Source organism: Ruixingdingia sedimenti (assembly GCF_031432425.1).
Classification (GTDB): domain Bacteria; phylum Pseudomonadota; class Alphaproteobacteria; order Rhodobacterales; family Rhodobacteraceae; genus Ruixingdingia; species Ruixingdingia sedimenti.
This window is the reverse complement of the sequence record NZ_JAVKPH010000045.1, coordinates 1-23,584: the sequence shown is the minus strand read 5'-3', so window position 1 is coordinate 23,584 and position 23,584 is coordinate 1. Positions and strand designations below refer to the sequence as shown.

The following is a 23,584-nucleotide window of genomic DNA, read 5'->3' as shown; positions in this document are numbered from 1 at the left end:
AACAGGTGCCCGCCTTCCCGTGAAATCGCTGCCCGCGATCAGCTGAAATCAGTGCCCGCGATCCCGTGAAACACGCAATAGAAGCTGGATTCCGAGGCCAAATATCGCCCCTGATCGGCCAGTTTAGGCACGATCTGTGACGGAGGAAGGCTGGCAAACTCCGCTGAATTGCAGACGTCAAGCACGGCCGCGCGTTCTTCGGCACTCAGCTTGTTGGCTGGCTCCGGGCGCGGCACAAGGGGGCGCTGATCGGCGTGTATCTGACCGTCTTTTGTCCAGCGCCGTAGTGTGCGATCGCTGATTTCCATCTCGGCACAGGCTTTGGCCCGCCGCGCGCCAGCAGTGATGGCCTCATTGATCAGCGCAACGGCAGTTTGGCGATGTGGGGTGCTGATCATGCGTCCTCGTCGCCCCCCCAGATCGCTGCCGCCTTTTTTCGCAGAACAAGGAGCGCTGCGGTTTCGGCCAATGCGCGGTCTTTGCGGGCCAATTCCCGCTCCAGATCCTTGACCCGCTTTTTTTCTTCTTTGGTCGCTCGACCCAGACGCGCGCTGCTGGCGCGATCCCAGTCATTCGCCTGTTCACACGCTGACCGCCATGCCGCGATCTGCGCTGGATAAAGCCCGCGCTTGCGGCAGTATTCGGCCAGATCAGCTTCATTAAGAGCGGCTGTTTCCAACACCGCTGCGAACTTGTCCCGCGAGGACCAGCCCTCAGGGCCAGCGTCCGCATCAGGCATAAGCTGCCCCTTGCCGCGCGCCTCAGCCCGCCACTTGTGCAATGTCGCCTCAGAAATCCCTTCCTCCTGCGACAACTGCCGTATGGCCACGTTGTTCGGCGGCAGCATCCGCTTCAGCACCGCTGATTTTCGTTCCGGTGAATATCCCAAATCATCTTCCTATCCCGCCCACCTGAGAAATAGAGGAAAAGTAGAGCGGCGGACAACTTCCCTGACACAGGGGGCGATGGCGCAGATGGGTTTCTTCGATTTGTCAGACCGCTACGCCAGTCTGGATGCCAAGCGGGACCCACTGGTCGAGATCGACACCGTTGTGCCGTGGGAGGAGTTCCGGTCGACGCTGGAGCGTGTCTGGCGCAAGCCCGAGGCGGAACGGAAGTCGCGGGCTGGTCGTAAGCCGATGGACGCGGTGCTGATGTTCAAGACGCTTGTGCTTAGTGCGCTTTACAACCTGTCGGACGACCAGATCGAATATCAGGTGCGTGACCGGCTGTCGTTCATGAGGTTCCTGGGCCTCGGACTGGAGGACCGGGTTCCCGACGCCAAGACGGTCTGGCTCTACCGCGAAGCATTGGCGCAGGCGGGGCTGGTCGACGAGCTGTTTCGACAGTTTGACGGGTATCTGTCGCGGCAGGGCTATATAGCACGGGGCGGTCAGATCCTGGACGCGTCCATCGTGCCGGTGCCGAAGAACCGCAACACCCGCGAAGAAAACAAGATTATCAAGGGCGGCGAGGAGCCCGACGACTGGAAGGACAAGCCGGCCAAGCGGTGCCAGAAGGACGTCGACGCACGCTGGACGAAAAAGCATGGCAAAAGCCATTACGGCTACAAGAACCACGTGAACGTGGATCGCAAGCACAAGCTGGTGCGGCGCTACCATGTCAGCGATGCGGCCCAGCACGACAGTCAAGCGGTGGATCACCTCCTGATGGAGGGTAACACCGGTGCTGGCGTCTGGGCGGATTCAGCTTATCGGTCCGAGGAGATGGAGGCCAAGCTGCGTGCCCGAGGCTTGAAGAGCCGCATCCACCGCAAGGGCAAGCGCGGCAAACCGCTGAGCGAACAGGCCAAGGCTAGCAACCGGACCAAATCCTCGGTGCGGGTCCGCGTTGAACATGCCTTCGGGGCGCAGACCAACGATATGGGCGGCACGCTGGTGCGCACGATCGGCATGGTGCGGGCCAAGGCGAAGATCGGGATGAAAAACCTCGCCTATAACATGCGACGGCTGGTGCAGTTGCGTCGCATCAACCCGTGCCCGGCATAAACACCGGGCAAACCACCGAGCAGATCAGTCTGCAACGGTCGAAAGCCTGAGCGGAACGGGCACAGAGCCGCGAACGTACGGGTATACCGGGCCGACAGTAGGCGGCCTCCAGCTTGGATCACGTCATGGGACGCGCGGCGTGGCCCCGAAATGGGTTAAAAATCGAGGTGCCCTTACGACGATACTGTCGAGAGTTTCTTGCACTAAGTGCGACAAAAACAGGGGGACTTATAACCGTATGGCTTGAGCTGACGAAAAAAATGTGTTTCGAGCCCCTCGGGGCGAGGCAATAGTCAAAGTAAAATTGCTTCGTCTATGACAAGCCGCAATCTTCTCCAATCAGTCGAAGCGTGTAACAAGCCTGCTAAAGCGATGTTGCCCGCAAGCTCCTTTGAGTATACGTGCTTTGATACTAGGATGAGCGGGAGACCTGTCCTCATTCGTCTTAGCATCATCAGAGCCGTGAGAAGCGTCAGCGGATCATTGAACGCGTCAAAATCGAATATGGCAAGTGCGGCATCTGGTTCAAGGTCTAAAGCTAACATATCAACAACGTCCGAACTCGCGGGAAGCCAGCGGAGTTCAGCTCCTAGGGAGTTCAAACCAGCGGCCGCCTGTTCCAAGCCGCCGCAGGGCGCTCCAACTAGGAGGCATTTGAGGTCCAAAGTGGAGCTCGCTGCCGTTTGGAAATCTGATCCAGGATTTATTGCGCTCGATCTAGGTAAAATGTTGCTGATGTTGATATATCGATTGCTTGGCTTTCGTGCCATCGACTTAGTTCCAAGAAGCCGCGTGCAGCTGCTTTTCCGCCAAGAAAATCCGAAACACCGAAACTTTTTCATAAATTATTGCTTAATCCAAGGTTCAACAATAAGCTAATTTGCTTTGGGCTGTGCTTCGTCTCTTTGGATATCTTGTCCTGATCTATCTGATGTATGCACTCGCGTGGGTGCGAGCACGAGAGAGGGTTCGCTGCCAGACCCATCCCCTCCAAACCGCCATGAGCCGACATGAACCGACATGGAGTAAATTAATCGAGCCGAGAATCGCTGTGCTGAAATCCAAAATAACAAAATATTTACAAAGACTTAAGTGACTTTCCTGCCGATTTCAAGTCGCTGATAAAATGTTGCAATGCCCGAGTAGAGAATGTTTGCATCCCGTCCGCCTGTTTTGAGAAATTCATGAGCGCGCGTAGCCTTCGCAGGCATTGAGTACATTCTGAAAGGTTGCCGTGAGCAAGAACAACGTATTGTTTCTACTCATAAATACGCATTGACCGCCATGAGCCGACATAGGGGGTAGAGAGGGTTCGCTGCGTGCGACTCCCCCTCCGCCACTTGCCCCCGCGAAAGCGTTCTCCCGATCCGGCCGAGGCCGGATTTTTCCGTTGTATTCGGGGGTTATGCGGGTGTGGCTTTGCACTGGCGTCCTCACCACAGCGGCCGAACACGTTCTCTTGCCCCCGATATTCTCTGAACCTCTCGACTGCGCACATTCGGTGTAGAGCCCGTAACCAGTTGAAAAAATAGGGACAGTTCCTCGCGCCACCTGAACACTTCGATGCCAGTGGCGTTTGTCGAAAGGAACAGAAATCCAATCCGTTCTTTCCCAATCCAGCCTCGCAAATCCCTTCCGCCATTGAGAATTTCCTGCGACGACGGCATCCTGTCGGTGAGGGAGGCTATAAATGGCGGAACCGGACCTTGACACCGATAAGCTCGACGATGCGGCGCTGGCGATCCTCAGCCTGACGCTGCATGACGGCAATCGGGTCTGGAAAGGGATCGACTGGTCGATCACCGACCGGCTGCATGCCAAAGGGCTGATCCACGATCCCATCGGCAAGGCGAAATCGCTGGCCCTCACCGAAGCCGGACTGGCCCGAGCCGAAGCGGCTCTCGTAGAGTTGTTCGTGAAGCCGCAGTCGAACGATCCAAAGAGGTCCGAGCCATGAAACCGGCCGACGAGGAGCGCATCGCCGCCCGGCTGGCGAAACTGATGGCGATGATCTGTGTGCGCAACACGGGGATCGAGGAATTGCACGCGGGGACTGTCCCGGTCACCCACACGGGCGACTATTCGGACGTGTTCATCACCGACGCCGACGGCCACCAGATTCCATGGTCTGACGCGTCCCATCTCGACGACGACCAGATGCGAAGCCTGATGCGACAGATCGTCGACCGGCTCTACACCTTTCACCTCAAGGCTGACGACGCGGGGTTCCGAGACCACCTCGACCGTTGGCTTGCCGTCGCCGAACGATGGGACGAACCGAAGCTGGATGAGGCCTTCCTTGCGACCATCATCGGCGGGGAAGCCAAACTGCCGAGATAGCCATTCGCGGTCAGGTCGGGCTTCGACGGATGGTCGCAGGATCCCACTATGAAACGGGTTCCACAACGGCCGAGTGCTTCGTGACAATGTCCTGCATTTCCGCGGGCTTGAACGCGACATCCCATGCCCAGTGGCCGAAGCCGCCCGCCGCGTTGACCGCCTTCACCCACTCGTTCAACGCGTCCCGCTTGGCCTTGTTCTGGGGGCTGTCGGTGCCCTTGATCTCAAGCGCCAGAATGGTGCCGCTGGCAAGGCGCACGAGGAAGTCCGGAACATATCGGCGCCGTGAACCGGCCCACATGTAGTAGATCTGGAACCCGAGGTGATCGTTCTTGGCATAGGCGATGACGTCTTCGCGCTTCTCGAAGATGTTCGCTGCATGTCCCTCCCAGGACGAATCCCCGACCAGGTGGCTGATATGCGACTTGGCGGTCGGAAAGCACGGCTTGGTGGTGTACCAGGTCCGCATCTGGCCGGTGGCGCCGATCGGGTTTTCCTCGTCGAACACCGGCGTCAGGCGCTCCGTGTTCTGCTCGGTCACGTTGCTCAGCACATGCTGAACTACAAGGTCGATGTTGAGTGCGATCAGAATCCGCCGCCGAAGCGGGTCGGAGTGGAACAGCGACGGGATGTCGAGGCGGTCGGAGTTGAGGAACGCCTCGACGATCCTGACCAGCTGAGCCGCCAGATACTCGTGGCTACCCGAAAAACCGTGGCTGAGTTCGGCAAAGGCCTTCCGTGCTGCCTGAAAGACGAGACGTTGCAGACGGAAGCCGTCTGGCAGCTTCTCGAGGTCAATCGCTGTCACCTTGCCCATGTCGGTTGCGCCGCCGAGCGCAGGAGCCAATTCCGCGCTGATTGGCGTGCTGGCAGGGTCGAGCACGAGCGGCGCTACCTTGCCCCTGTCCATGGTCAGCTGCGGACGCACGACCGTTTCAACCCGCAGCACATTCGGCCAGCGAAGCTCCAGATGAGCCCGCTCGGGCAGAACTTCGATCTGCGTGGTCGGCTTCGGAGGCGGTGGCGCTTCGCCGCCTTCGCCTGTTTCCGAAATGGAAAGCGGCACACCGAAGACGTTGACGTATTCGGGCAGGAACAGGCCATTCTCGTCCGTGTCGTAGGACACCCGACGCAATCCTCGCCCGACGACCTGTTCGCAGAGTAGCTGGGATGTGAAGGCGCGGAGACCCATGATGTGTGTGACGTTCTTGGCGTCCCATCCCTCAGACAGCATCGCGACCGATATGACGTTCTGCAGGTCTTGTCCGGCCGCTCCCCGCTTCCCGACATTGTCCACGATCTCGCGCAGCAGTTCTTCCTTCTTCAGGGCGCGGAACTGCTGGCGGCGGGTCTCGGGGATGGTCGCGGCGTCGATGATTGCCTTTAGCCGCGCCTCGTAATCCTTGTCGGAGGTCGCGGTCTCGCCGATCTCAGCTTTCTCCAGCACCCTGGAATCGACCCGGAGCGTTCGGGTCGGTGCGTGCAATTCGGGCCAATGCGCATCGCCCTTGTTGAAATAGGTCTCGATGCGCGCTGCGGTTTCGGTGCGGTTGCAGACTGTCAGCATGACCGGCGGGGAATGATGCCCGGCCTCCTGCCATTGCGCCCGGGTTTCCCTCCAGTCGGCGCCGAGCAGCGTATAGGCGTCCTGGACCAGCTTTGGCAGCGCTTCATGCGCTTCAGCCTTGCGATTCAGGTCTTCGGAAACGGTCGGGTCGCGGTAAATGTGGTAGAGCTTCGAACGCAGCGTCTTGGCATCCGGAACCGCATCGTCGCGCACAACGACGCGCGGTGTCTTGACCAGCCCGGCCTCGATCGCGTCGTTCAGGCCGAAGTCCGAGATGATCCAGTCAAACAGCGCGGTATCAGTGCTTTTCTTGCCGGTCGGCGCGAACGGCGTGGCCGAGAGGTCGAAGCAGCGCTGGATGCGCCGGGTCTTGTGGATGCGGTCCAGCCCCTCGATCCAGCGCGTCGCCTCGTCGAGGTCGATGCCATGCTCTTCGGCATGCTTCTTGCTGATCTTCACCTCCGGCGGCTTGCGATAGGCGTGATGCGCCTCGTCGTTGATGACGATGATGTCCTTGTGCGCCGCCAGTTTGCCCAGCACGCGTCGCGTGAAGGCCTCGTCGGACTCGCGCCCTTTCTTCACTACCGAGCGGTCCGCTTCCTTCAGCGGCATCAGCGTGTGCCAGTTCTCGATCAGCACCTCCGCCTGGTTCAGCTTCTGGCGGAGCGCCTCGGACGGGCAAAGGTTGAACTCGTCGTAGTAGCTGCCCTCGCTGGGCAACAGCACCTGCAGCCGTTCCTTCACGGTCAGGCCGGGCGCCACGATGAAAACCGCGCGGCTGAAGTCCTTGTTCCGCTTCGGATAGGTCAGCGCGTTCAGCACCTGCCAGGTGATGATCATCGCCATCACCGTGGTCTTGCCCGCGCCCGTCGCCATCTTGTTGCAAAGACGCTCCCACACTCCGCCATCGCCGGGGATCGCGATGCCCTGCTTGTAGGCCTCGGCGCCTTCGACCCACCAAATCAGCGTCTCGATCGCCTCGAGCTGACAGAAGTAGAACGGATGCTGTCGCGCCTCGCGGTCGTGCCAGTGCTCCAGCAGCTTGCGGGTGACGATGGTCACGCCTGGCCAGCTGTCTGCGCGCCACTGATCCACGCGGGTGCGGATCGTGTTCACCAGATCCAGCACCTCGGTGCGCTTGGTATTGTTACGCGCGTCAAAGACCTCGTAGCTCGCCGGCCGCCGTTCAGACTTGATCTCCAGCTTGCCGCCCCTGGCCTCGACCCAATGCTGCGCCGGGCAGACGAACGGCGAATTGATGATGAGGGACATGGGCTTATCCCTCCAGCGACATGATCTTGAGCGACTCGATCCCGCGGTCGTCCACGATCTTGACCGCAATGCGCCGGTTCTCTCCCGCCTCGAAGGGCAACGAGACGGTTCCGTGGAACTGCTCCAGCAGGTCCTCGTCCAGTTCCGCCCGGACGGTCTTGCGCAGGCGGTTCCAGCCGCCCTTGGCATCCGCCATCGGGAAGAACACCTGATGCGGCATCAGGGATCGGTTGTCGTAATCCACGTCCAGCGACCACATGGCGATCTGCTTGGTGCCGCCAGACACCAGATCGCCCTTGCGCGGATCGAAATAGTCGAAACCGTTGACCTGAACCTCCCATAGCCCGTCCTTGCGCTTCCGCAGGTCCACATCGGGCTGGCCCATCAGCCAGAACGACTGGTTGGAACTGCGGCCCTTCTTCAGATCCTCGGTCAGAAGGTCGGTGTTCATCTGCGCCTTGAGCAGCGTGACGCCGGGCCAGTTCACCTCGTCGATGTCCTTCGCGGCCTCCGGGTCGAAGGTGAAGGCGCAGAACAGGATGAATTTCGGCGATGGGCGCAGGGTCTCAGCCTCGGTCAGCGCCAGTTCCACCTGCCGTTGCTCCAGCGCCGCGTGCTCGGGGCCGAAGCTGACGACGACGCGCTCGCCCGTCTCGGCCAGCGAGCCGCTGGCGTGGATGTGTTTCAGCCCCGGTAGCGTCTCGAATTCGGCGAAGCGGAGCATGGCGCCGCCCTTGCCGCGCACGCCGGTCTTAAGGAGTTCGTCGCGCCACAGCGCCTGGCGGGAGGTCTCGCCGGAGCGGGCGACGGTCTCGTCGGCCTCTTGCGGCGGGATGCTGTCGTCGAGCGACAGGACGGTGGGCGCCGGCACCGCCTCGACCGAGAAGGGCCCGCAGATGCGCAGCTTGGATCGGTCGATGCGCGGCTTGTCGTAGAGCGTCTCCTGCTCGGCATGGTCGGCGATGGACTGATCCATGCGGCGCTGCATCGCCTGACGGGCGGTGTGGAAGGCGTCGAAGGGCGCGCGGGCGGCATCGGGCCAGAGCGGGCGGTCGTCCTTGTCGAGCGGCCAGTCGAAGGGCACCTCCCATTCGTGCAGGGTGTCGCCCTTGGCGAAGTCCACCGGCTTGCCCTTGCGCGCTCCCTGAGCAGGTTTGAGCGGCTTCGGCGGGGCCTTTGCCAGCGCGGCGTTGAGGTCGGCCAGTGCCGCCGCGATCTTCGGGTGATCTTCCTCGTAAATCGTGTCGATGTCGGGGTTGTTGGCGATGGATTTCAGCGTGATGTGCGGCACGGTTTCATAGTCGAAGCCGCCGCCCAGCCCCTCATGCGGATAGCGCAGGGCATAGTAGTCGAAACTGGCGGTCATCAGCCGCTGCTTGGCCAGCGTGATCGCCACGCGGGAGGTGTCACAGGTGATCCAGCGCCGCCCCCATTTCTCGGCAACGAAAGCGGTGGTGCCGGAGCCGCAGGTCGGATCGAGCACAAGATCGCCGGGATCGGTGGTCATCAGTAGGCAGCGTTCGATGACGGCCGCACTGGTTTGGACGACGTAAAGCAGCCCTGTGCCGATCTGCAACGACTCCCACCTATCCGAAATTGGTAGAACCGGGAAATCGTCGAGAAAGCGCTTGTATCTGATCGTGCTCGCCCCGTCAGACACGCGACCAGCTTTTTGCAGCCGGACCATGCCATCCATTGTGGTCTTCCAGTGGCTGCCCGCACCCGAGTCAAATTTCTTGCCAAAAAACTGCAATTCTTGTTCGTAACTGGATTGACCAGAACTGATAAGGCTCGTATGCCGAAAAATTCGGCCCTCTGGAATATCCGATTCTCGGTTGAGTTCCGCTCTCGTCAGCCGCCTTTCTTTGCTCGTGGGAAGTTCGATCTGGTCGTAGCGATCAGACGAGACATGGCCGGGAACCCGCTCAAGGTAGATCTGCCGATATTTTACGGCGTTCTTGTCTTGGGCATACCAGACGAGAAAATCTACGGTGGTCGCCAGCAAGTTCCCGGCTTGGCTTCCGGTCTTCTGCACCTGAATGATTGAACAGAAATTTTCGACGCCGAAAATCTCGTCCATCAATTCCCGAACATGGTGCAAATTCTCGTCCGAAATCTGCACGAAAACCGACCCGCTCTCGGTCAGCAATTCCCGCGCCAGCATCAACCGGTCGCGCAGATAGGTAAGGTAGGAATGGATGCCAAGTTCCCAGGTGTCCCGGAACGCCTTGATCATTTCGGGTTCCTGGGTCAGGTCGGCGTCTGACCGGTCCTTCACGTCGCGCTTGTTGGTGAAGGGCTGGAAGTTCGACCCGTATTTGATGCCATAGGGCGGGTCGATGTATATCATCTGAACCTTGCCGCCCATGCTCTCCTTGGTCAGGAGCGAGTTCATCACCAGCAGGCTGTCGCCCGCCACCAGCCGGTTCGACCAGCCCTTTTCGTGGTGGTAGAAATCCAGCGCCTGGCGCAGAGGCAGGTTCTCGAACGGCGCCGCGAACAGGTCCGGCTGCCGCCATTGCGTCGCCGAATCCTTGCCCTTCAGCCGCTTTGCCGCATTGGCGAGGATCGTCGCCGGGTCCACCCGTTCATGGACATGGAGCGAGACGGTATCGACCTCGACGCTCGTCCTCTCCGCCTTGCCCGTCCAGTTGAGATAAGGCGCCTGCAGCCGCTTCAGTTCCTGAAGCGCGTCGCGCATCTGTTCGAGATCACCGCTGGCCAGCGCCTCGTCGATCAGCCGTTCGATCCCCGCCCGCGCAGAGTCGAAATTCAGCACCGGGTCTAGGTGCGGGTCATAGGCCCAGACCGTCTTGTCCCCATCCGGATCGGTGCCGGCATGGACCATGCCCACCTCGGGGTTGTTCACCCGCGTCTCGCCGTGGCGGTAGGACAGCACCTGCACCGCCCCGTCCGGCCTGCGCGCCGCCTTCTTCCCGGCCTTGGCCCGCAGCTTTCGCGGCGCGGCCTCTTCGGTGTGGGTCAGTTCGAACCCATCGTCCTCGTCGCCCTCATCCTCGTCCAGGTCTTCATCCTCATCGCCCAGATCGTCGGTGACACGAAAGATCGACCCGCCACGCCCCTTGCCACGCCCAAGCACGCCCTCGTCGATCAGCGCATCGCGCGCGGCGATGTAGTCGTCCTCTGCCAGTTCGGGCATGTGCTCGCGCAGCAGCGCCAGCATGGCCCCGTTGCCGATGGTGGAACCGTCTTCGGGTGACAGTGTCAGGATCAGGTCGGAAATGTCGGACATGCGGCGCAGAAACTCACGAAAAGGTCTTGTTTTAAATTACCTATCGCGCCGGTTGCCATTTTGCACGCGGGAATCAGTTAACGTCGGACCAGAGCGCGTGCTGCTCTTTCCAGTCGGCCGGGAACGGGTCCATCAAATTGGCGAGCGTAATATGCGCGGGCTGGCGGCCGTCCATCACGGCATCGACGAGTTCCGGGGAAAGGAGCGACAACCGCATCAGCCGCGCCATGTAGGTGAAGGCAATGCCTTCCCTCGCGGCCAGTTCGGAGATCGACGCGAACTCTCCCGACTCCAGCATGCGCTTCCAGCGGAAGGCGCGGGCCAGCGCCTTGACGAGGGCATTGTCGGGGCGGCGCTGGGTTGCGGCCCCATCGGGGAGGTGCATCTCCTTCCGCCCGCCGCGCTTCACGACGCGGAATGGCACGTGGATTGTCATCGTCTCGGGGATCGCGGTAGCGCGGGTCATGCCGCTTCTCCGATACGGCCAGACAGCATCTCGCGCGCGAGCCCTCCGAGGCCGTCCATCCGGAGCCGGACGTTGAGCCCGCGGGTGCCGATTTCGACGCGCTCGACCAGCAGCGCCACGATACGCGCCTGCTCGGCGGGGAAGAGTTCGTCCCACAGCGGGTCGATCTGCTGCAGCGCGGCGCGGGCGTCGGCTTCGGTGATGCCGTCGGCGTGGTCGCTCGCCGCCTTCCACGTCCCGGCCACGATCTCGGGCTGGCGGAACACGGCGCGCAGCTGGTCAATGACCGCGGCCTCGATCTCCCCCGCTGGCACGCGGCCGATGGGGCAGGATCCAGCGCCATGCTTCAGCACTGTCTGGCTGACATAGTAGCGGTACAACCGCCCGCCCTTGCGCGTATGCGTCGGCGAGAAGGCCGCGCCATCCGGGCCGAACAGCAGCCCCTTCAGCAGTGCGGGCGTTTCAGCGCGGGTGCGCGCGGCACGCTTGCGCGGGCTCTCCTGCAGGATGGCGTGGACGCGGTCCCACATTTTGCGGTCGATGATGGCGTCGTGCTCGCCGGGGTAACTGTCGCCCTTGTGGACCGCCTCGCCGATGTAGGCGCGGTTGCTGAGCATCCGGTAGATGTATTTCTTGTCGATCCGGTTGCCGCGCGGCGTGCGGATGCCGCGCGTGCCGACCTCCCGCGCCAGTTCGGTGCAGGACCCGATCTCGAGGAAGTGGGAGAAGATCCAGCGGACATGCGGGGCGTACTCCTCGTCGACCACCAGCTTCCGGTTGTCGACGCGATAGCCGTAGGGCGGCACCCCGCCCATCCACATGCCCTTCTTGCGACTCGCCGCGACCTTGTCTCGGATGCGCTCGGCCGTCACCTCGCGCTCGAACTGGGCGAAGGACAGCAGAATGTTCAACGTCAGCCGCCCCATGGACGTGGTCGTGTTGAACGACTGGGTCACGGAAACGAAGGTCACGCCGTTCCGGTCGAACACCTCGACCAGCTTGGCGAAATCCGCCAGCGACCGGCTGAGGCGGTCGATCTTGTAGACGACCACCACGTCGACCAGCCCGTCCTCGACGTCCTCCAGCAGCCGCTTCAGGCCGGGCCGTTCCAGCGTCCCGCCCGAAATGCCGCCGTCGTCATACTGATCGCGGACCAGCACCCAGCCCTCGGATCGCTGGCTGGCGATGTAGGCCTCGCAGGCCTCGCGCTGCGCGTGGAGCGAGTTGAACTCCTGCTCCAGCCCTTCCTCGGAGGATTTGCGGGTGTAGACGGCACACCGCAGCTTGCGGACGACCTTCAATTTTTCGGGCGGTTTCGTCATGTCCGCCCCCGGTGGTTCCTGAGTCCGAAGAACACCCAGCCGTTCCACCGCGTGCCGGTGATGGCGCGCGCAATCGCGGAGAGCGACTTGTAGGGCCGCCCCTGCCACTCGAAGCCGTCGGCGTTGACGGTGACGATGTATTCGACACCCTGCCACTCGCGCAGGAGGCGCGTGCCAGTGATCGGGCGGTCACGGTCGAGGCGGACACTGCGCTTGGATCGGTCGCCGCCGTCCAGTTCCTCGCCCAGCCGTTCCAGACGCCGTATCGTTTCGGGCTTCAGCCCGCCATAGGCGAGTTCTTGGATGCGGTATGCCAGGCGGGACTCGAGGTAGCGGCGGTTGAACGGCGGCGGCTCACTGTCGAACAGGTCGCGCCACTGTTTCTTCAGGTCGGGCGTCGGCGTGGTCTTGAGCGCGGCCAGGCGCGCGGGGATGGGATCGGGCTTGTTCATGCATTTCTCCGGTGAGTTGGAGTTGCATGACGGCATTGGTCGGGCGGATAGTGTAGGCAACGTTCTCCAGCATCGTCAGTTACTTCGCCCCCATCCCGCATGCGCAATCGAACCAGCCCAAGCGCCAGCAGACCGCACAGCTCGTCACGGCGCACTGCGGGCGTCATCTGGTCGGGCGGGAGCGGATTGGGACGTTTCATGCGGGCCTCGGAGTGGTCGTCTCCTCTGGCCTCTACTCGTCGATGTCGGAAACTGTCCCAGCCGATCCCGCGGAGGTTGAAGAATCGCCAGAAAGAACGTAGCAAGAACATTGGTTTTGCAGGAAAGGGGATTCGTCGTGGCCGGCAATTTGAAGAAGTTCGTGAACCCCCGGTTCATCAAGACCATCGATCTCGCTCTGATGAAGCCGCTGCTGGCGCGGCACGAGGGCAAGTACAAGGGCTTCTCCGTCGACCTGCTGGACCAGGAGGAGGATGTCGCGCGCGAGGCGCTGGAGAAACTGCTGACCGGCGCCGAGGACAGCTACCCCGAGGGGCTGCGCGGCGATCTGCACCGCATCGCGGAACTGGGCGATGCCCGCGGCCTCGAGATCATCCAGGCGCAGGCTGCCCGTCAGGGCGTCGATCTGTTCCCCGACATGAAGACCGGCGACGAGGACGCGCCGAACAAGGCGCATGATCCCAAGCACATCGCCGTCCGGGTGTTTCTGGAGCATCCCGATCTGTTTGACGCGGCCGCCGACCACATGGCGATGCTCACCGCCGACCGCCTGCATGAATATGCCGGGCGGGAACGTGGCGTCGCGATCGATCTGACGGCGGAGAAGGTCGAGGCGTTCCGGACGGCCGTTGCCGCGCGCTTCCGTGACGCGTTTCTCGGGGACTACTGCCGGGTCGGCGACTACGACGACGATGACGAGATCAACCTCGTGGTCAGCCACGGCTCCATGGTCTCGACCATGCCGGTCGTCGAGGGCCAGGTCGAACGGGTCATCAGCGTGCGCCAGATTTCTCACGCCGTGCTGCGATACTCCGAGAACACCGGCATGTTGCGGCTGGCCCGCATCCGGAAGGCGCATCAGCCCGAGATCGCGGAACTCTTCGCCTCGATCATTCTCGACAGGTCCGGCTTCTTCGACGGCGACGATGCGCAGGACCTCTATACCCTGCGCCCGGTCGAACTGGCCGGACCGGGCTTCGCCTTCGATGCCGCCTACGATCCACTGATCGACAAGGTGCTGATCATCGAGGCGGCGGCCGACCTGATGGCGCCCGGCAAGAAGGGGTATCCCCGGGTGGTGCGCACGCTGCGCTCGCGGGACCTCGGCGGTGATGCGCTCCAGCATTTCGGCAGCACACCGGTGTCGTTCGGCGGCGCCTGGCGGCTGGGCGAGCTCGTGTTCCGGATCCTGTTCAAGGGCGACGGCAAGCGCCAGCCGCAGGTCACGGTCAAGTTGCGGCCACCGGGTGTCGTGCAGTTCCGCCGCACCCAGCATGAGGCGCGGGTGATGAAACTGATCGAACGGAACGGGCTGATGAATGACCGAGACGATTTTGAGGTTGTTGACGCGGCTGAGTGAGGCTGGCGACGACGCAATCCTGCCCGGCGAGCTTGCCGCGCCGTTCTTCGGTCCGGGCTTTGACCGGCTGATGGCGAAACGTGTCCTCGTCGAACAGGCACCGCTCTCCGATTGGGATGTCTGCGACGCCTGCGAATGCGGACTCCCCTGTCGTCCGATCCGGAGAGCGGGCGATGGATATCGTGCTGAATGTCCGCTCGACCGCCGACACGACGTCGATCTCACCGAGGACGATTTGCGCGAATTCCGCATCGGTGCTGCGGCATTGGCATCCGTAATCGGCGCGGCGGCAGGGTTCAGCGCGACCCCGAAGCTCGCCGCGGAAAAGGTCTGGCGGCTGGGCGACACGCCATCGGGTCGGGCGGTGTTTCTTGTGTTGGAGCCGGCAGCCCTGACCGGCGACGGCATCATCGCATCGTTGCGCCAGGCTGCGCAGGGCTCGGACATCACGATCCTCGCACCGCAGTTGCCAGCGGAAGCGGCGCGGCGACATCATGATGCGGGCTTCCACGTGATCGAAACGCTCGGGGTGCTGATGCCTGCCTCGGATGGCCTCGGCGTCGCAATCGATGTCGCGTCTCTGGCGCCAATTCCGCTGACGCCCGTGCTTCGTGTGCGAAGGGCAACGGCCGAGGTTCAATGGGACGGTCGCTCCGTCATTCTGTCGCGTCAGATTTTCCCCGTGTTCGAGCGCCTGCTCGAGAAGGCGCAGTCGCGCGACCAGGTCGCCTCCGGATCCCATGTCGAAGCCACGACTGCGCGCGAGGCCAAGGATCTGATCCGCGAGCTGCGCGACGCGTTCAAGGCTGCTGGGTTCACCGACACCGAGAGCAAGGCACTGATCATGACAGTGCGCAACCGGGGCTACCGGCTTGGCGTCGTCGCTGCGGATATCGTGGTTGACGGCTGAACCGGCGCCCACGGTTGTACCCTGCTGGACGGACAAAGTCGCCTATGCTGAGTAGCAGAAGTTGCATCCGCCAAACGCGAGCGCAAGGAATGCAGAAGCCGCTGCTGCTACATTGTCCACACCTTTGCCTCTCGCAAATAGCCAGGCACTTCATGTTCGCGCGTTGCGGGATGGTTCTCCAGCACCATTCGCAAGGTACGGACCGCATCAAAAGCTTGACTGATCAACTCGCGCTGCTCGGCGACATATTTTTGGTCGAACTCGTTATCCTCTACAATGTGTGCCGGCTTCTGGCGAACTTTGCGTACCGCTCGGAAATTACCAAAGAGTTGCGACATTTCGGCTGGCTCAGCTGGTCTGAACTTCGCTCCAATCCATTCCTCGAGGAGTTGGATCGTGCCTTTCGGCTGCGTGACTCTGTTTCCATCCTCGTCGGTCAGGTTGCGATTCAGCTCCAAATCCCCCCTGAAAAACTCTCGGTTCAAGTCATCGCTCAAAAGCTGATCAAGTAGCAGGGCAAAATCTCGGAATTCTTTCTTGGTTGGCCTTATCAAGATGCCAAACCCACGCGGGCGCTTTAAATCGCGATACTCGGTACGGAACAGCTTGGGCTTGCCCATAAGCTCACACATCCGATTTATCTCAACCTTCTCCTGCAGGAAGGCATCATAAATGGACATCCGTTCGGGGAAGTCTCCGATGATCTGAGTGCGGTAAAAGTCTGGATGCAACTTATACGAACCCGTTAACTCATGTTTTTGCATCTCGATCTGCTGTGCTTCTGGCAGGTCATGCAAGTAACGGATGAAGGCAGCCAATGCTCGATGCATTTCATCATCATAGGCAAAGCCAAACTCAAAGAATTCCAGACCATCAAGTACTACTGCACGTTCCGCTACTTGAGTCCCCTTTTTCTGCAGAATGCGGCCGTGAATATCATCGACGTCAAAGTCAAACCGCGGGTCATTGCGATACCATTCAAGAGCGCGGAGATCGAAGGCGCGGTAGCTGAGTTGAGGCGCGCCTTCTTTCAGAGCCCGCGTATATGGGGCGGTTTCGTTGGCTCCCGCGTTCCGCTCCTTCAGCAGCTGCGGGGTGGGGTATAGGCAACCCTCAAGTCCGAGTGCATCGATCTTTTCGAGTTGGATCTGGACTGAGTCCGCAGGGAAAGCCTTAATATGCGGATTCGGATGTGCGTCGCCGCGCACCAAATCCAGACCGCCCTCGGCGATCAGCTCCCTTATTGCTGCAATATCAGCAGAGCTTGTCATCGAGAACACGCCCAGCCCATTGAAGTCACCTGACTCCAAGTAATTGGAAAATACCTTCTCGAGGATTGTGTTCTTTAGATCAGCGCTCATGATGTAGATCTGTGTTTTTTCGGGGTTGGGAACGATCAGGGGGCGTAACGCGTACTGGTAGAGCCAAAACATCTCTCCATGCAAGGACTGCAACTTTGACCGCCACCTTTGCGCGGTCGTGAAGCTGGTCTTTCTCCGCATTGCCATCATGGGCAAGAGGCGAACGAAGCCGCCGTGATTTTGAACGGACAAGGCCTTCCTACGGCGTAGCCTTCGACAGAAATTTGTCAGGCCCACCAAACCCCCACCTTATTCCCACCCCGTTCCCACCTGCGCGCCGACCGCATCCGGCACCTTGGGCTCATCAGAAACGATGACCGAGGCGCACAGCGATGCAGATCGAACTTTCCCCCGACGACATTGAAACCATCATCCGCGAAGCCGATGCGGCGGCGCAACGGCTGCGGCGCAAGCTGTGCCTGCCGCTCTGCGAGCGCGAGGATCTGGGCCAGGATCTCCTGGTCGATCTGCTGCGCCGCTTGCCCGCCTACGATCCCTCGCGTGGCACCATCGGCGCTTTCGCCAACATCGTGCTGCGCAACCAGTCCTCGCGGATCGCGATGCGCCACCACCGCCAGCGTCGCGCGCAGGGTGGGTCGCTGCTCTCGCTCGAGGTTCCGCTGGCCGGAGCCCGCGAGCCGGCCGGCGACACGCTGGCCGAGGACGACGGGCTTGCCGCCTGGCACGGCCAGACCTGTTGCGTCGCCGCTGTAACCGAACTTCACCACGCCCTGCAGGCCGCCCTCGCGCGGCTCCCGGCCGAGGATCGCCGGTTCTGCGCGGCGCTGGCGCATCGCCCCGTGACCGCGCTGGCGGCCGAGGGTTTCGGCAGCCGGTCCGCGCTCTACCGCCGCCTCGCCGATCTCCGTCACGTCCTCACTGCCCACGGTCTCGGTCCCGCCTGGGACGATCTCGCGGCGGCCTGAGTAGAGGCGAAAGGAGGAGATCATGTTCATGGGCACCACCCCCTTCATCACGGTCCGCGCCCGCCGACCGCTCACCGAGATCGAGTTCTGCGCCTGGGTGGCGCAGGCCGTGCCGGGCGACCGGCTGGAATACCATCGCGGCTTTCTGGTCCTCGACATCGTCCCGATGTTCGCCCGGTTGCCGGATCAGCAGCGCGCTGAACTGGCCCGGCTCGGGTCGCGCGCCTTCTGGGCCGCCGAACAGGGTCTCGTGCACCTGGTGCAGGAGCGCACGGGCCCCGATCAGTTCGCCTACATCGCCGTCGCCCGCCCCAAGCCGAAGGCCGCAGCCGTGTCGCTGTCCGCGCTCCTGCTCGCCGAGCAAGAGGCCGCGTGATGACCGCCTTCCAATCCCTTTTTGCCGATCATGGAGACCCTTACATGCCGTTCCCCGCGAACACCCCCACCGTCGACGACCTGCCGGGCCTCGGCTTGCAGGACATCGCCCAGCTGCCCGTCGAACTGCTGGCCATCCTGCAGCACGACGTCGACGAGCGCATCAAGCGCGACAAGGCCGCGAAGGCCCGCCTCGATGGCGCGCTGATGGTCCGCTACGGCACTCGCGCCGCCGAGGAACGGCAGGCCGCGGGCAAGGACACCGGCACGATCCGCTTCGACGATGGTGATTTCACCGTGGTCGCCGATCTGCCGAAACGGGTTGATTGGGATCAGGATCGCCTCGCCGCCATGGTCGAGCGCATCCGCGCCGCCGGGGACGATCCCGGCCAGTATGTCGACATTGCGTTCAAGGTGCCCGAGCGCAAATACGCCGCCTGGCCCGATGCGATCCGTGCCGGTTTCGAGCCCGCGCGCACCGTCCGGCCCGGCACGCTGAAGATCGAGATCGTCCCGCAGGGGGCCGATCAATGAGCCTCCCGATCATCAGCGCCGACCAGCGGCTGGCCGAGCCGCGGGGTATCAAGGGCTGCATCTTCGGCAAATCCGGCATCGGGAAGACCTCGCTCCTCTGGACGCTGAACGCGTCGACCACCCTGTTCATGGACCTCGAGGCGGGCGATCTCGCCATCGAGGGCTGGGCGGGGGACAGCATCCGGCCGCGAACCTGGACGGAATGCCGGGATTTCGCGGTGTTCATCGGCGGGCCGAACCCGGCGCTGCGCGACGAGCAGCCCTACAGCCCGGCGCATTACAAGGCAGTCTGCGACCGCTTCGGCGATCCGGCCGTGCTCGACCGCTACGACACGATCTTCGTGGACTCGATCACCGTCGCCGGGCGGCTGTGCTTCGGCTGGTGCAAGGGCCGGCCCGAGGCGCTGTCGGAGAAGACCGGCAGGCCGGATGTGCGCGGGGCCTACGGGCTGCACGGCCGCGAGATGATCGGCTGGCTCACCCATCTCCAGCACACACGGGCCAAGAACGTCTGGTTCGTCGGGATCCTCGACGAGAAGCTCGACGACTTCAATCGCAAGGTGTTCCAGCCGCAAATCGACGGCTCGAAGACCGGGTTGGAGCTGCCGGGGATCGTCGACGAGGTGATCACCATGGCGGAGCTGAAGGCCGATGGCGATCCCTATCGCGCCTTCGTCTGCCAGACGATCAACCCCTGGGGCTTTCCGGCCAAGGACCGCTCCGGCCGGCTGGATCAGGTCGAGGAGCCTCACCTCGGCCGCCTGATGACAAAGATCCGCGCCCCCGTCGCGCCAGCGCCCAAGCGCCTGACCTACACCCCGCCACCCGCCGACCCGGCGGCTGACGCCCCATCCCAACCGCAATCCTGATCAGAAAAGGAGGTTCCCCATGGGTTCCTGGAACGATTTCAACGACGCGCAAAGCAACACCAACCTGATCCCGAAGGGCACGCTGGCCAAGGTGCGCCTGACCATCCGCCCCGGCGGTTTCGACGATGCCTCGCAGGGCTGGACCGGCGGCTATGCGACGCGCGGCTCGACCGGGGCTGTCTATCTCAACGGCGAGTTCACGGTGACCGAGGGTCAGTATGCCCGGCGCAAGATCTTCACCCTGATCGGGCTTTACAGCCCCAAGGGGCCGGACTGGGCCAACATGGGCCGCAGCCTCGTGCGCGGAATGCTGAACTCGGCCCGCGGGATTTCCGACAAGGACATGTCGGCCGAGGCGCAGGCGGCGCGGCGCATCAACGGCTTCGCCGATCTCGACGGGATCGAGTTCATCGCCCGCATCGACATCGGCACCGACGCCAGCGGCGACGACAAGAACGAGATCCGCAGCGCGGTCACGCCCGATCATCACGATTACGCTCAGGTCATGGGGACGGCTGCGCTGCAGTTCGGCGGACAGGGTGCAGCCGGACATGCCCCGCAGCAGACCACCTCTGCGGCACCGTCACATCAGCCCAGCCAGCCCGCGTCCGCTCCCGGGTTCGCCGGTCGGCCGAGCTGGGCGCAGTAAGGGGGAGAACGGCCATGCGCCTGCGCCCCCGCCAGAAGACCTTCGTCGAGCGCAGCGTGGCTGCGCTCGCTTCCCGCGGCAACACGTTGGGCGTAGCGCCCACCGGTGCGGGCAAGACCATCATGCTCTCGGCGGTCACCGGCGAGATGATCGGCGATGGCGCCAAGGCCTGCGTGCTGGCGCATCGCGACGAGCTGACGGCGCAGAACCGGTCCAAGTTCCAGCGCGTGGTGCCGGGCGTCGCCACCTCGGTGATCGACGCCACGGAGAAATCCTGGGGTGGCCAGGTCGCCTTCGCCATGGTGCCGACGCTGGCGCGGGCCTCGAACCTCGCCGACATGCCGCGTCTCGACCTGCTGGTCGTGGATGAGGCGCACCATGCCGTCGCCGACAGCTATCGCCGCATCATTGACCGCGTCCGCGAGGCCAATCCCGACGCCCGGATCTTCGGGGTCACGGCCACCCCGAACCGGGGCGACAGGAAGGGCCTGCGCGAGGTCTTCGACAATGTCGCCGATCAGGTGCGGCTGGGCGAGTTGATCGCCTCTGGCCACCTGGTGCCGCCGCGCACCTTCGTCATCGATGTGGGCGTGCAGGACGAGTTGCGCTCGGTCCGCAAGACCATGTCGGATTTCGACATGGCGGAAGTGGCGGGCATCATGGATCGCGCGCCCGTCACCGACGAGGTGATCCGCCACTGGAAGGAGAAGGCGGGCGATCGGCAGACTGTGGTGTTCTGCTCCACCGTCGCCCACGCCGAACACGTCACCGAGGCGTTCAGGGCGGCTGGCGTGTCCGCCGCACTGATCCACGGCGATCTGGCGGCCGAGACCCGCAAGGCGATCCTCGCCGACTACGCGGCGGGCGACATCCGCGTCATCGTCAACGTGGCGGTGCTGACCGAAGGCTGGGACCATCCACCCACCTCCTGCGTCGTGCTGCTGCGCCCCAGCTCCTACAAGTCCACCATGATCCAGATGGTCGGGCGCGGCCTGCGCACCGTCGATCCCGAGGAACACCCCGGCATCGTCAAGACCGACTGCGTCGTTCTGGATTTCGGGACGTCGAGCCTCACGCACGGCACGCTGGAGCAGGATGTCGATCTCGATGGGCGCATTCCGACGCCGGGGGAAGCCCCGACGAAACTCTGCCCCGAATGCAAGGCCGAGATCCCGATCGCGGTCACCGAATGCCCGATATGCGGGTGCGAGCTGCCGCGCGAAGGCGCGGAGCCCATCGACAGTTTCTTCATGACCGAGCTCGACCTTCTCGAGCGATCGAGTTTCGCGTGGGTGGACCTGTTCGGCGACGACGCCGCGCTGATGGCCAACGGCTTTCACGCTTGGGGCGGCGTGTTCTTCCTCGAGGGCCGCTGGCACGCGGTCGGGGGCGCCAAGGGCAAGGCGACGCGGCTCCTGAGCGTGGGCGAGCGCATCGTCTGTCTCGCGCAGGCCGACGACTGGCTTAACACCCATGAGACCGACGAGAGCGCCTTCAAGTCGAAGGGCTGGCTGAAGCAGGACGCGACGGAAAAGCAGCTGAACTGCCTGCCGCCCGAGTTCCGGCGCGATTACGGCCTGACGCGCTATCGCGCCTCCGCGCTGATCTCGTTCCAGTTCAACAAGCGCGACATCCGGCGCCTCGTCACGGCGGCCGAGCCCGAGCGAAGGGCGGCGTGAATCATGTCGCGCAAGTCCCATCCCCGCCCGCAGCGACTGCGGATTGCCCGGAGCGTATTCGGCTCTGGCACCCGCGCCTCAAGCCTTGCGCCGTCTGTCTGCGCCCCGCGCGCGGCTTCGGCTTCTTCAACCCCTACAAACCCCGCCCTCGCGAACACCGCTGGTTCTGCTCGATGCACTGCCAGGCGTTCTTCGCGGCTCGCCACCGGAAAGGACTGACCATGCAGGGAACGACCGATGAAGAACGCCTCGCCATTGCAATGGTGATGAAGCGGCTGGGCCAGACGATGGACCTGATCGGCTGGGACAAGCGGCTGCGCGATCTCACCGAAACCGATGTCACCGCCCTGATTGAGGAGGTGCTGGAAGGTTACGGCGCCGAGATGTCGCGCATCGCCGCCGGGAGCGAGGTGCCGTTCTGATGCTGGATTTCAACCCTCGCCCCTCCATGGCCGAGCGGATCAACGCGCTGGTCGACGCCGCGCTGATCGCCGAGCGGGAGGCCACGCCGCCACGGACCTATCTCGGCGCGTCCCGTCTGGGACATGCCTGCGAACGCGCGCTGCAGTTCGAGTTCGCGGGTGCGCCCAAGGATGAGGGCGCGGATTTCGGCGGCCAGACCCTGCGGATCTTCGAGATCGGACATCAACTCGAGGATCTGGCGATCCGCTGGCTGCGGGCGGCGGGGCTCGACCTCTACACCCGCAAGGGCAACAGGCCGGACGGAGAGCAGTTCGGTTTTTCCGTCGCGGGCGGCCGCATTCGTGGCCATGTCGACGGGATCGTGGCCGGAGCCCCGGCCGCGCTCGGTCTCCGCACCCCGGCGCTCTGGGAATGCAAGACGATGAACGCCAGGAACTGGCGGGCCTGCGTCAAGGACGGGGTCGCCGTCTCCAAGCCCGTCTATGCCGCCCAGATCGCGATCTACCAGGCCTACATGGAGCCTTCGGTGCGGGGGATTTCCACGGCCCCGGCACTGTTCACGGCGATCAACAAGGACACGGCCGAACTGCATCACGAGCAGGTCGCCTTCGATGCCGATCTGGCGCAGCGCATGTCCGACCGCGCGGTGCGGATACTCCAAGCCACCGACGCCGGCGAGTTGCTGCCCCGCATCGCCGCCAACCGCGACTTCTTCGAATGCCGGTTCTGCGCCTATGCCGAACGGTGCTGGGGGTTGGCGGCATGAGCGACGACAAGATCATCCACTTCAACCCGTGGCGGGATTTCAATGACGCGGCACCGCTGCCCGATCCCTTCGCCGTGGAACCGGACCCCGCGCAGATCGCGCGCTTCGTCGACGTGGTCTTCGGCTATTCCGAGGGACTGATCCCTGTCCGTGGCTTCGTGGACAAGGGTCAGGGCAAGGACGGCCGGCCTCACAACATCTGGATCGACGCGAACGGTGCGGCGCCCGACAAGCTCGCCACCTTCGCCGCCTGGGGCGCGCGCGAGGGAGCGGCGGTCTATGTCATTCCCGGCACAGTGGCGGAAACCGGACAGGCGCGTGCCGCCGATGTCCTGCAGATGCAGAGCGTCGTGGTCGATCTGGACGCGGGCGACATCGCTGCCAAGCTCGATCACCTCGTCCACCACCTCGGGCGACCAACGCTGATCGTCGAGAGCGGCGGACGCACAGCCGATGGCGCGACCAAGCTCCATGTCTGGTGGAAGCTGACCGAGCCTGCCGAAGGCGGAGATCTCGACCAGCTCTGCCAGTTGCGGGGCGATATCGCGCTCAAGGTCGGCGGCGACATGCATTTCCGCTCGGCGCACCAGCCGATCCGCGTGCCCGGCACGGTCTATCACAAGGGCGGACAGGAACGGCTCGTCCTGATCCGTGAAGCCAGCGATCTCGAGTTCGATCTGGCCGACATGCTCGAGCGCGCGGGCGAGATGCCGCCCATGCCCGGTGTCGGCATGGCGACGGCCGAGCCGCGCGAGAAACCCTGCGTGGACGCAGCCCTTACCACACCGGTCCGCGAGGGCGGCCAGGACGCCTGGACGCGGTTCGAAGGCGT

The 23,584-nt window shown here is 63.2% G+C and carries 22 protein-coding genes and 1 pseudogene; 14 read left to right on the top strand and 9 right to left on the bottom strand.

Annotated features, from left to right (window positions below):
• Positions 1–38: 38 nt before the first annotated feature.
• Both RGD00_RS21015 and RGD00_RS21010 read right to left on the bottom strand, forming a co-directional pair.
• Entirely contained in the window at positions 39–398 is a 360-nt protein-coding gene (locus RGD00_RS21015; protein ID WP_310459202.1) for a helix-turn-helix domain-containing protein, read from the bottom strand.
• Positions 395–889, bottom strand: coding sequence for a transposase (locus RGD00_RS21010; protein WP_310459201.1), 495 nt, complete (start codon positions 887–889; stop codon positions 395–397). The genes RGD00_RS21015 and RGD00_RS21010 overlap by 4 nt, the downstream gene beginning before the upstream one ends.
• 76 nt (positions 890–965) lie before the next feature.
• On the opposite strand from RGD00_RS21010, the gene RGD00_RS21005 reads away from it, so the two are divergent.
• A complete protein-coding gene (locus tag RGD00_RS21005; RefSeq protein ID WP_310459200.1) occupies positions 966–2,009 on the top strand; it encodes an IS5 family transposase in 1,044 nt (347 codons plus the stop codon).
• A 293-nt stretch (positions 2,010–2,302) separates the two neighbouring features.
• On the opposite strand, the gene RGD00_RS21000 is transcribed toward RGD00_RS21005, so the two are convergent.
• Positions 2,303–2,632, bottom strand: a complete 330-nt coding sequence (locus RGD00_RS21000) for a hypothetical protein (protein ID WP_310459199.1) — start codon at positions 2,630–2,632, stop codon at positions 2,303–2,305.
• Between the two features lie 1,067 nt (positions 2,633–3,699).
• Here RGD00_RS21000 and RGD00_RS20995 point away from each other — a divergent pair.
• Both RGD00_RS20995 and RGD00_RS20990 read left to right on the top strand, forming a co-directional pair.
• Positions 3,700–3,966 carry a DUF6429 family protein gene (locus RGD00_RS20995; protein WP_310459198.1) on the top strand — a complete coding sequence of 89 codons (267 nt, stop codon included), beginning with the start codon at positions 3,700–3,702 and terminating at the stop codon, positions 3,964–3,966.
• Positions 3,963–4,349: a hypothetical protein gene (locus RGD00_RS20990; RefSeq protein WP_310459197.1), complete on the top strand. Its 387-nt coding sequence runs from the start codon at positions 3,963–3,965 to the stop codon at positions 4,347–4,349. The genes RGD00_RS20995 and RGD00_RS20990 overlap by 4 nt, the downstream gene beginning before the upstream one ends.
• 46 nt (positions 4,350–4,395) lie before the next feature.
• On the opposite strand, the gene RGD00_RS20985 is transcribed toward RGD00_RS20990, so the two are convergent.
• From RGD00_RS20985 to RGD00_RS20965, 5 genes are all read right to left on the bottom strand, one after another.
• Positions 4,396–7,188 carry a BPTD_3080 family restriction endonuclease gene (locus RGD00_RS20985; RefSeq protein ID WP_310459196.1) on the bottom strand — a complete coding sequence of 931 codons (2,793 nt, stop codon included), beginning with the start codon at positions 7,186–7,188 and terminating at the stop codon, positions 4,396–4,398.
• A gap of 4 nt (positions 7,189–7,192) precedes the next feature.
• Positions 7,193–10,441, bottom strand: a complete 3,249-nt coding sequence (locus tag RGD00_RS20980) for a site-specific DNA-methyltransferase (protein ID WP_310459195.1) — start codon at positions 10,439–10,441, stop codon at positions 7,193–7,195.
• Positions 10,442–10,514: 73 nt separating this feature from the next.
• Complete coding sequence (locus tag RGD00_RS20975; protein WP_310459194.1) at positions 10,515–10,907, bottom strand: hypothetical protein; 393 nt, start codon at positions 10,905–10,907, stop codon at positions 10,515–10,517.
• Positions 10,904–12,229 (bottom strand): recombinase family protein, encoded by a 1,326-nt coding sequence (locus tag RGD00_RS20970; RefSeq protein WP_310459193.1) that lies wholly within the window; start codon positions 12,227–12,229, stop codon positions 10,904–10,906. Before RGD00_RS20970 ends, RGD00_RS20975 begins: the two co-directional genes overlap by 4 nt.
• Positions 12,226–12,681: a DUF2924 domain-containing protein gene (locus RGD00_RS20965; protein ID WP_310459192.1), complete on the bottom strand. Its 456-nt coding sequence runs from the start codon at positions 12,679–12,681 to the stop codon at positions 12,226–12,228. Before RGD00_RS20965 ends, RGD00_RS20970 begins: the two co-directional genes overlap by 4 nt.
• A 337-nt stretch (positions 12,682–13,018) precedes the next feature.
• On the opposite strand from RGD00_RS20965, the gene RGD00_RS20960 reads away from it, so the two are divergent.
• Both RGD00_RS20960 and RGD00_RS20955 read left to right on the top strand, forming a co-directional pair.
• Complete coding sequence (locus tag RGD00_RS20960) at positions 13,019–14,260, top strand: hypothetical protein (RefSeq protein WP_310459191.1); 1,242 nt, start codon at positions 13,019–13,021, stop codon at positions 14,258–14,260.
• Positions 14,220–15,170 (top strand): hypothetical protein, encoded by a 951-nt coding sequence (locus tag RGD00_RS20955; protein ID WP_310459190.1) that lies wholly within the window; start codon positions 14,220–14,222, stop codon positions 15,168–15,170. Before RGD00_RS20960 ends, RGD00_RS20955 begins: the two co-directional genes overlap by 41 nt.
• Before the next feature lie 107 nt (positions 15,171–15,277).
• Here RGD00_RS20955 and RGD00_RS20950 read toward each other — a convergent pair whose 3' ends face one another.
• On the bottom strand, positions 15,278–16,603 hold the full coding sequence (locus RGD00_RS20950; RefSeq protein WP_310459189.1) for a hypothetical protein: 1,326 nt from the start codon (positions 16,601–16,603) through the stop codon (positions 15,278–15,280).
• A gap of 260 nt (positions 16,604–16,863) precedes the next feature.
• Between RGD00_RS20950 and RGD00_RS20945 the strand changes: the two genes are divergently transcribed.
• From RGD00_RS20945 to RGD00_RS20905, 9 genes and pseudogenes are all read left to right on the top strand, one after another.
• Positions 16,864–17,457 carry a hypothetical protein gene (locus RGD00_RS20945; RefSeq protein ID WP_310459188.1) on the top strand — a complete coding sequence of 198 codons (594 nt, stop codon included), beginning with the start codon at positions 16,864–16,866 and terminating at the stop codon, positions 17,455–17,457.
• A 22-nt stretch (positions 17,458–17,479) separates the two neighbouring features.
• Entirely contained in the window at positions 17,480–17,833 is a 354-nt protein-coding gene (locus RGD00_RS20940) for a hypothetical protein (protein ID WP_310459187.1), read from the top strand.
• Positions 17,833–18,366 carry a hypothetical protein gene (locus RGD00_RS20935; protein WP_310459186.1) on the top strand — a complete coding sequence of 178 codons (534 nt, stop codon included), beginning with the start codon at positions 17,833–17,835 and terminating at the stop codon, positions 18,364–18,366. Before RGD00_RS20940 ends, RGD00_RS20935 begins: the two co-directional genes overlap by 1 nt.
• A complete protein-coding gene (locus RGD00_RS20930) occupies positions 18,363–19,235 on the top strand; it encodes an ATP-binding protein (protein ID WP_310459185.1) in 873 nt (290 codons plus the stop codon). Before RGD00_RS20935 ends, RGD00_RS20930 begins: the two co-directional genes overlap by 4 nt.
• A 19-nt stretch (positions 19,236–19,254) precedes the next feature.
• Positions 19,255–19,884, top strand: coding sequence for a hypothetical protein (locus RGD00_RS20925; protein ID WP_310459184.1), 630 nt, complete (start codon positions 19,255–19,257; stop codon positions 19,882–19,884).
• 14 nt (positions 19,885–19,898) lie between these two features.
• Entirely contained in the window at positions 19,899–21,563 is a 1,665-nt protein-coding gene (locus RGD00_RS20920) for a DEAD/DEAH box helicase (RefSeq protein ID WP_310459183.1), read from the top strand.
• Positions 21,564–21,784: 221 nt separating this feature from the next.
• Entirely contained in the window at positions 21,785–21,985 is a 201-nt protein-coding gene (locus tag RGD00_RS20915) for a DUF6511 domain-containing protein (RefSeq protein ID WP_143794672.1), read from the top strand.
• On the top strand, positions 21,985–22,752 hold the full coding sequence (locus tag RGD00_RS20910; protein ID WP_310459182.1) for a PD-(D/E)XK nuclease family protein: 768 nt from the start codon (positions 21,985–21,987) through the stop codon (positions 22,750–22,752). Before RGD00_RS20915 ends, RGD00_RS20910 begins: the two co-directional genes overlap by 1 nt.
• Positions 22,749–23,584 (top strand): annotated as a pseudogene (locus tag RGD00_RS20905) (AAA family ATPase); the annotation flags it as partial. The gene RGD00_RS20910 and the pseudogene RGD00_RS20905, both read left to right, overlap by 4 nt.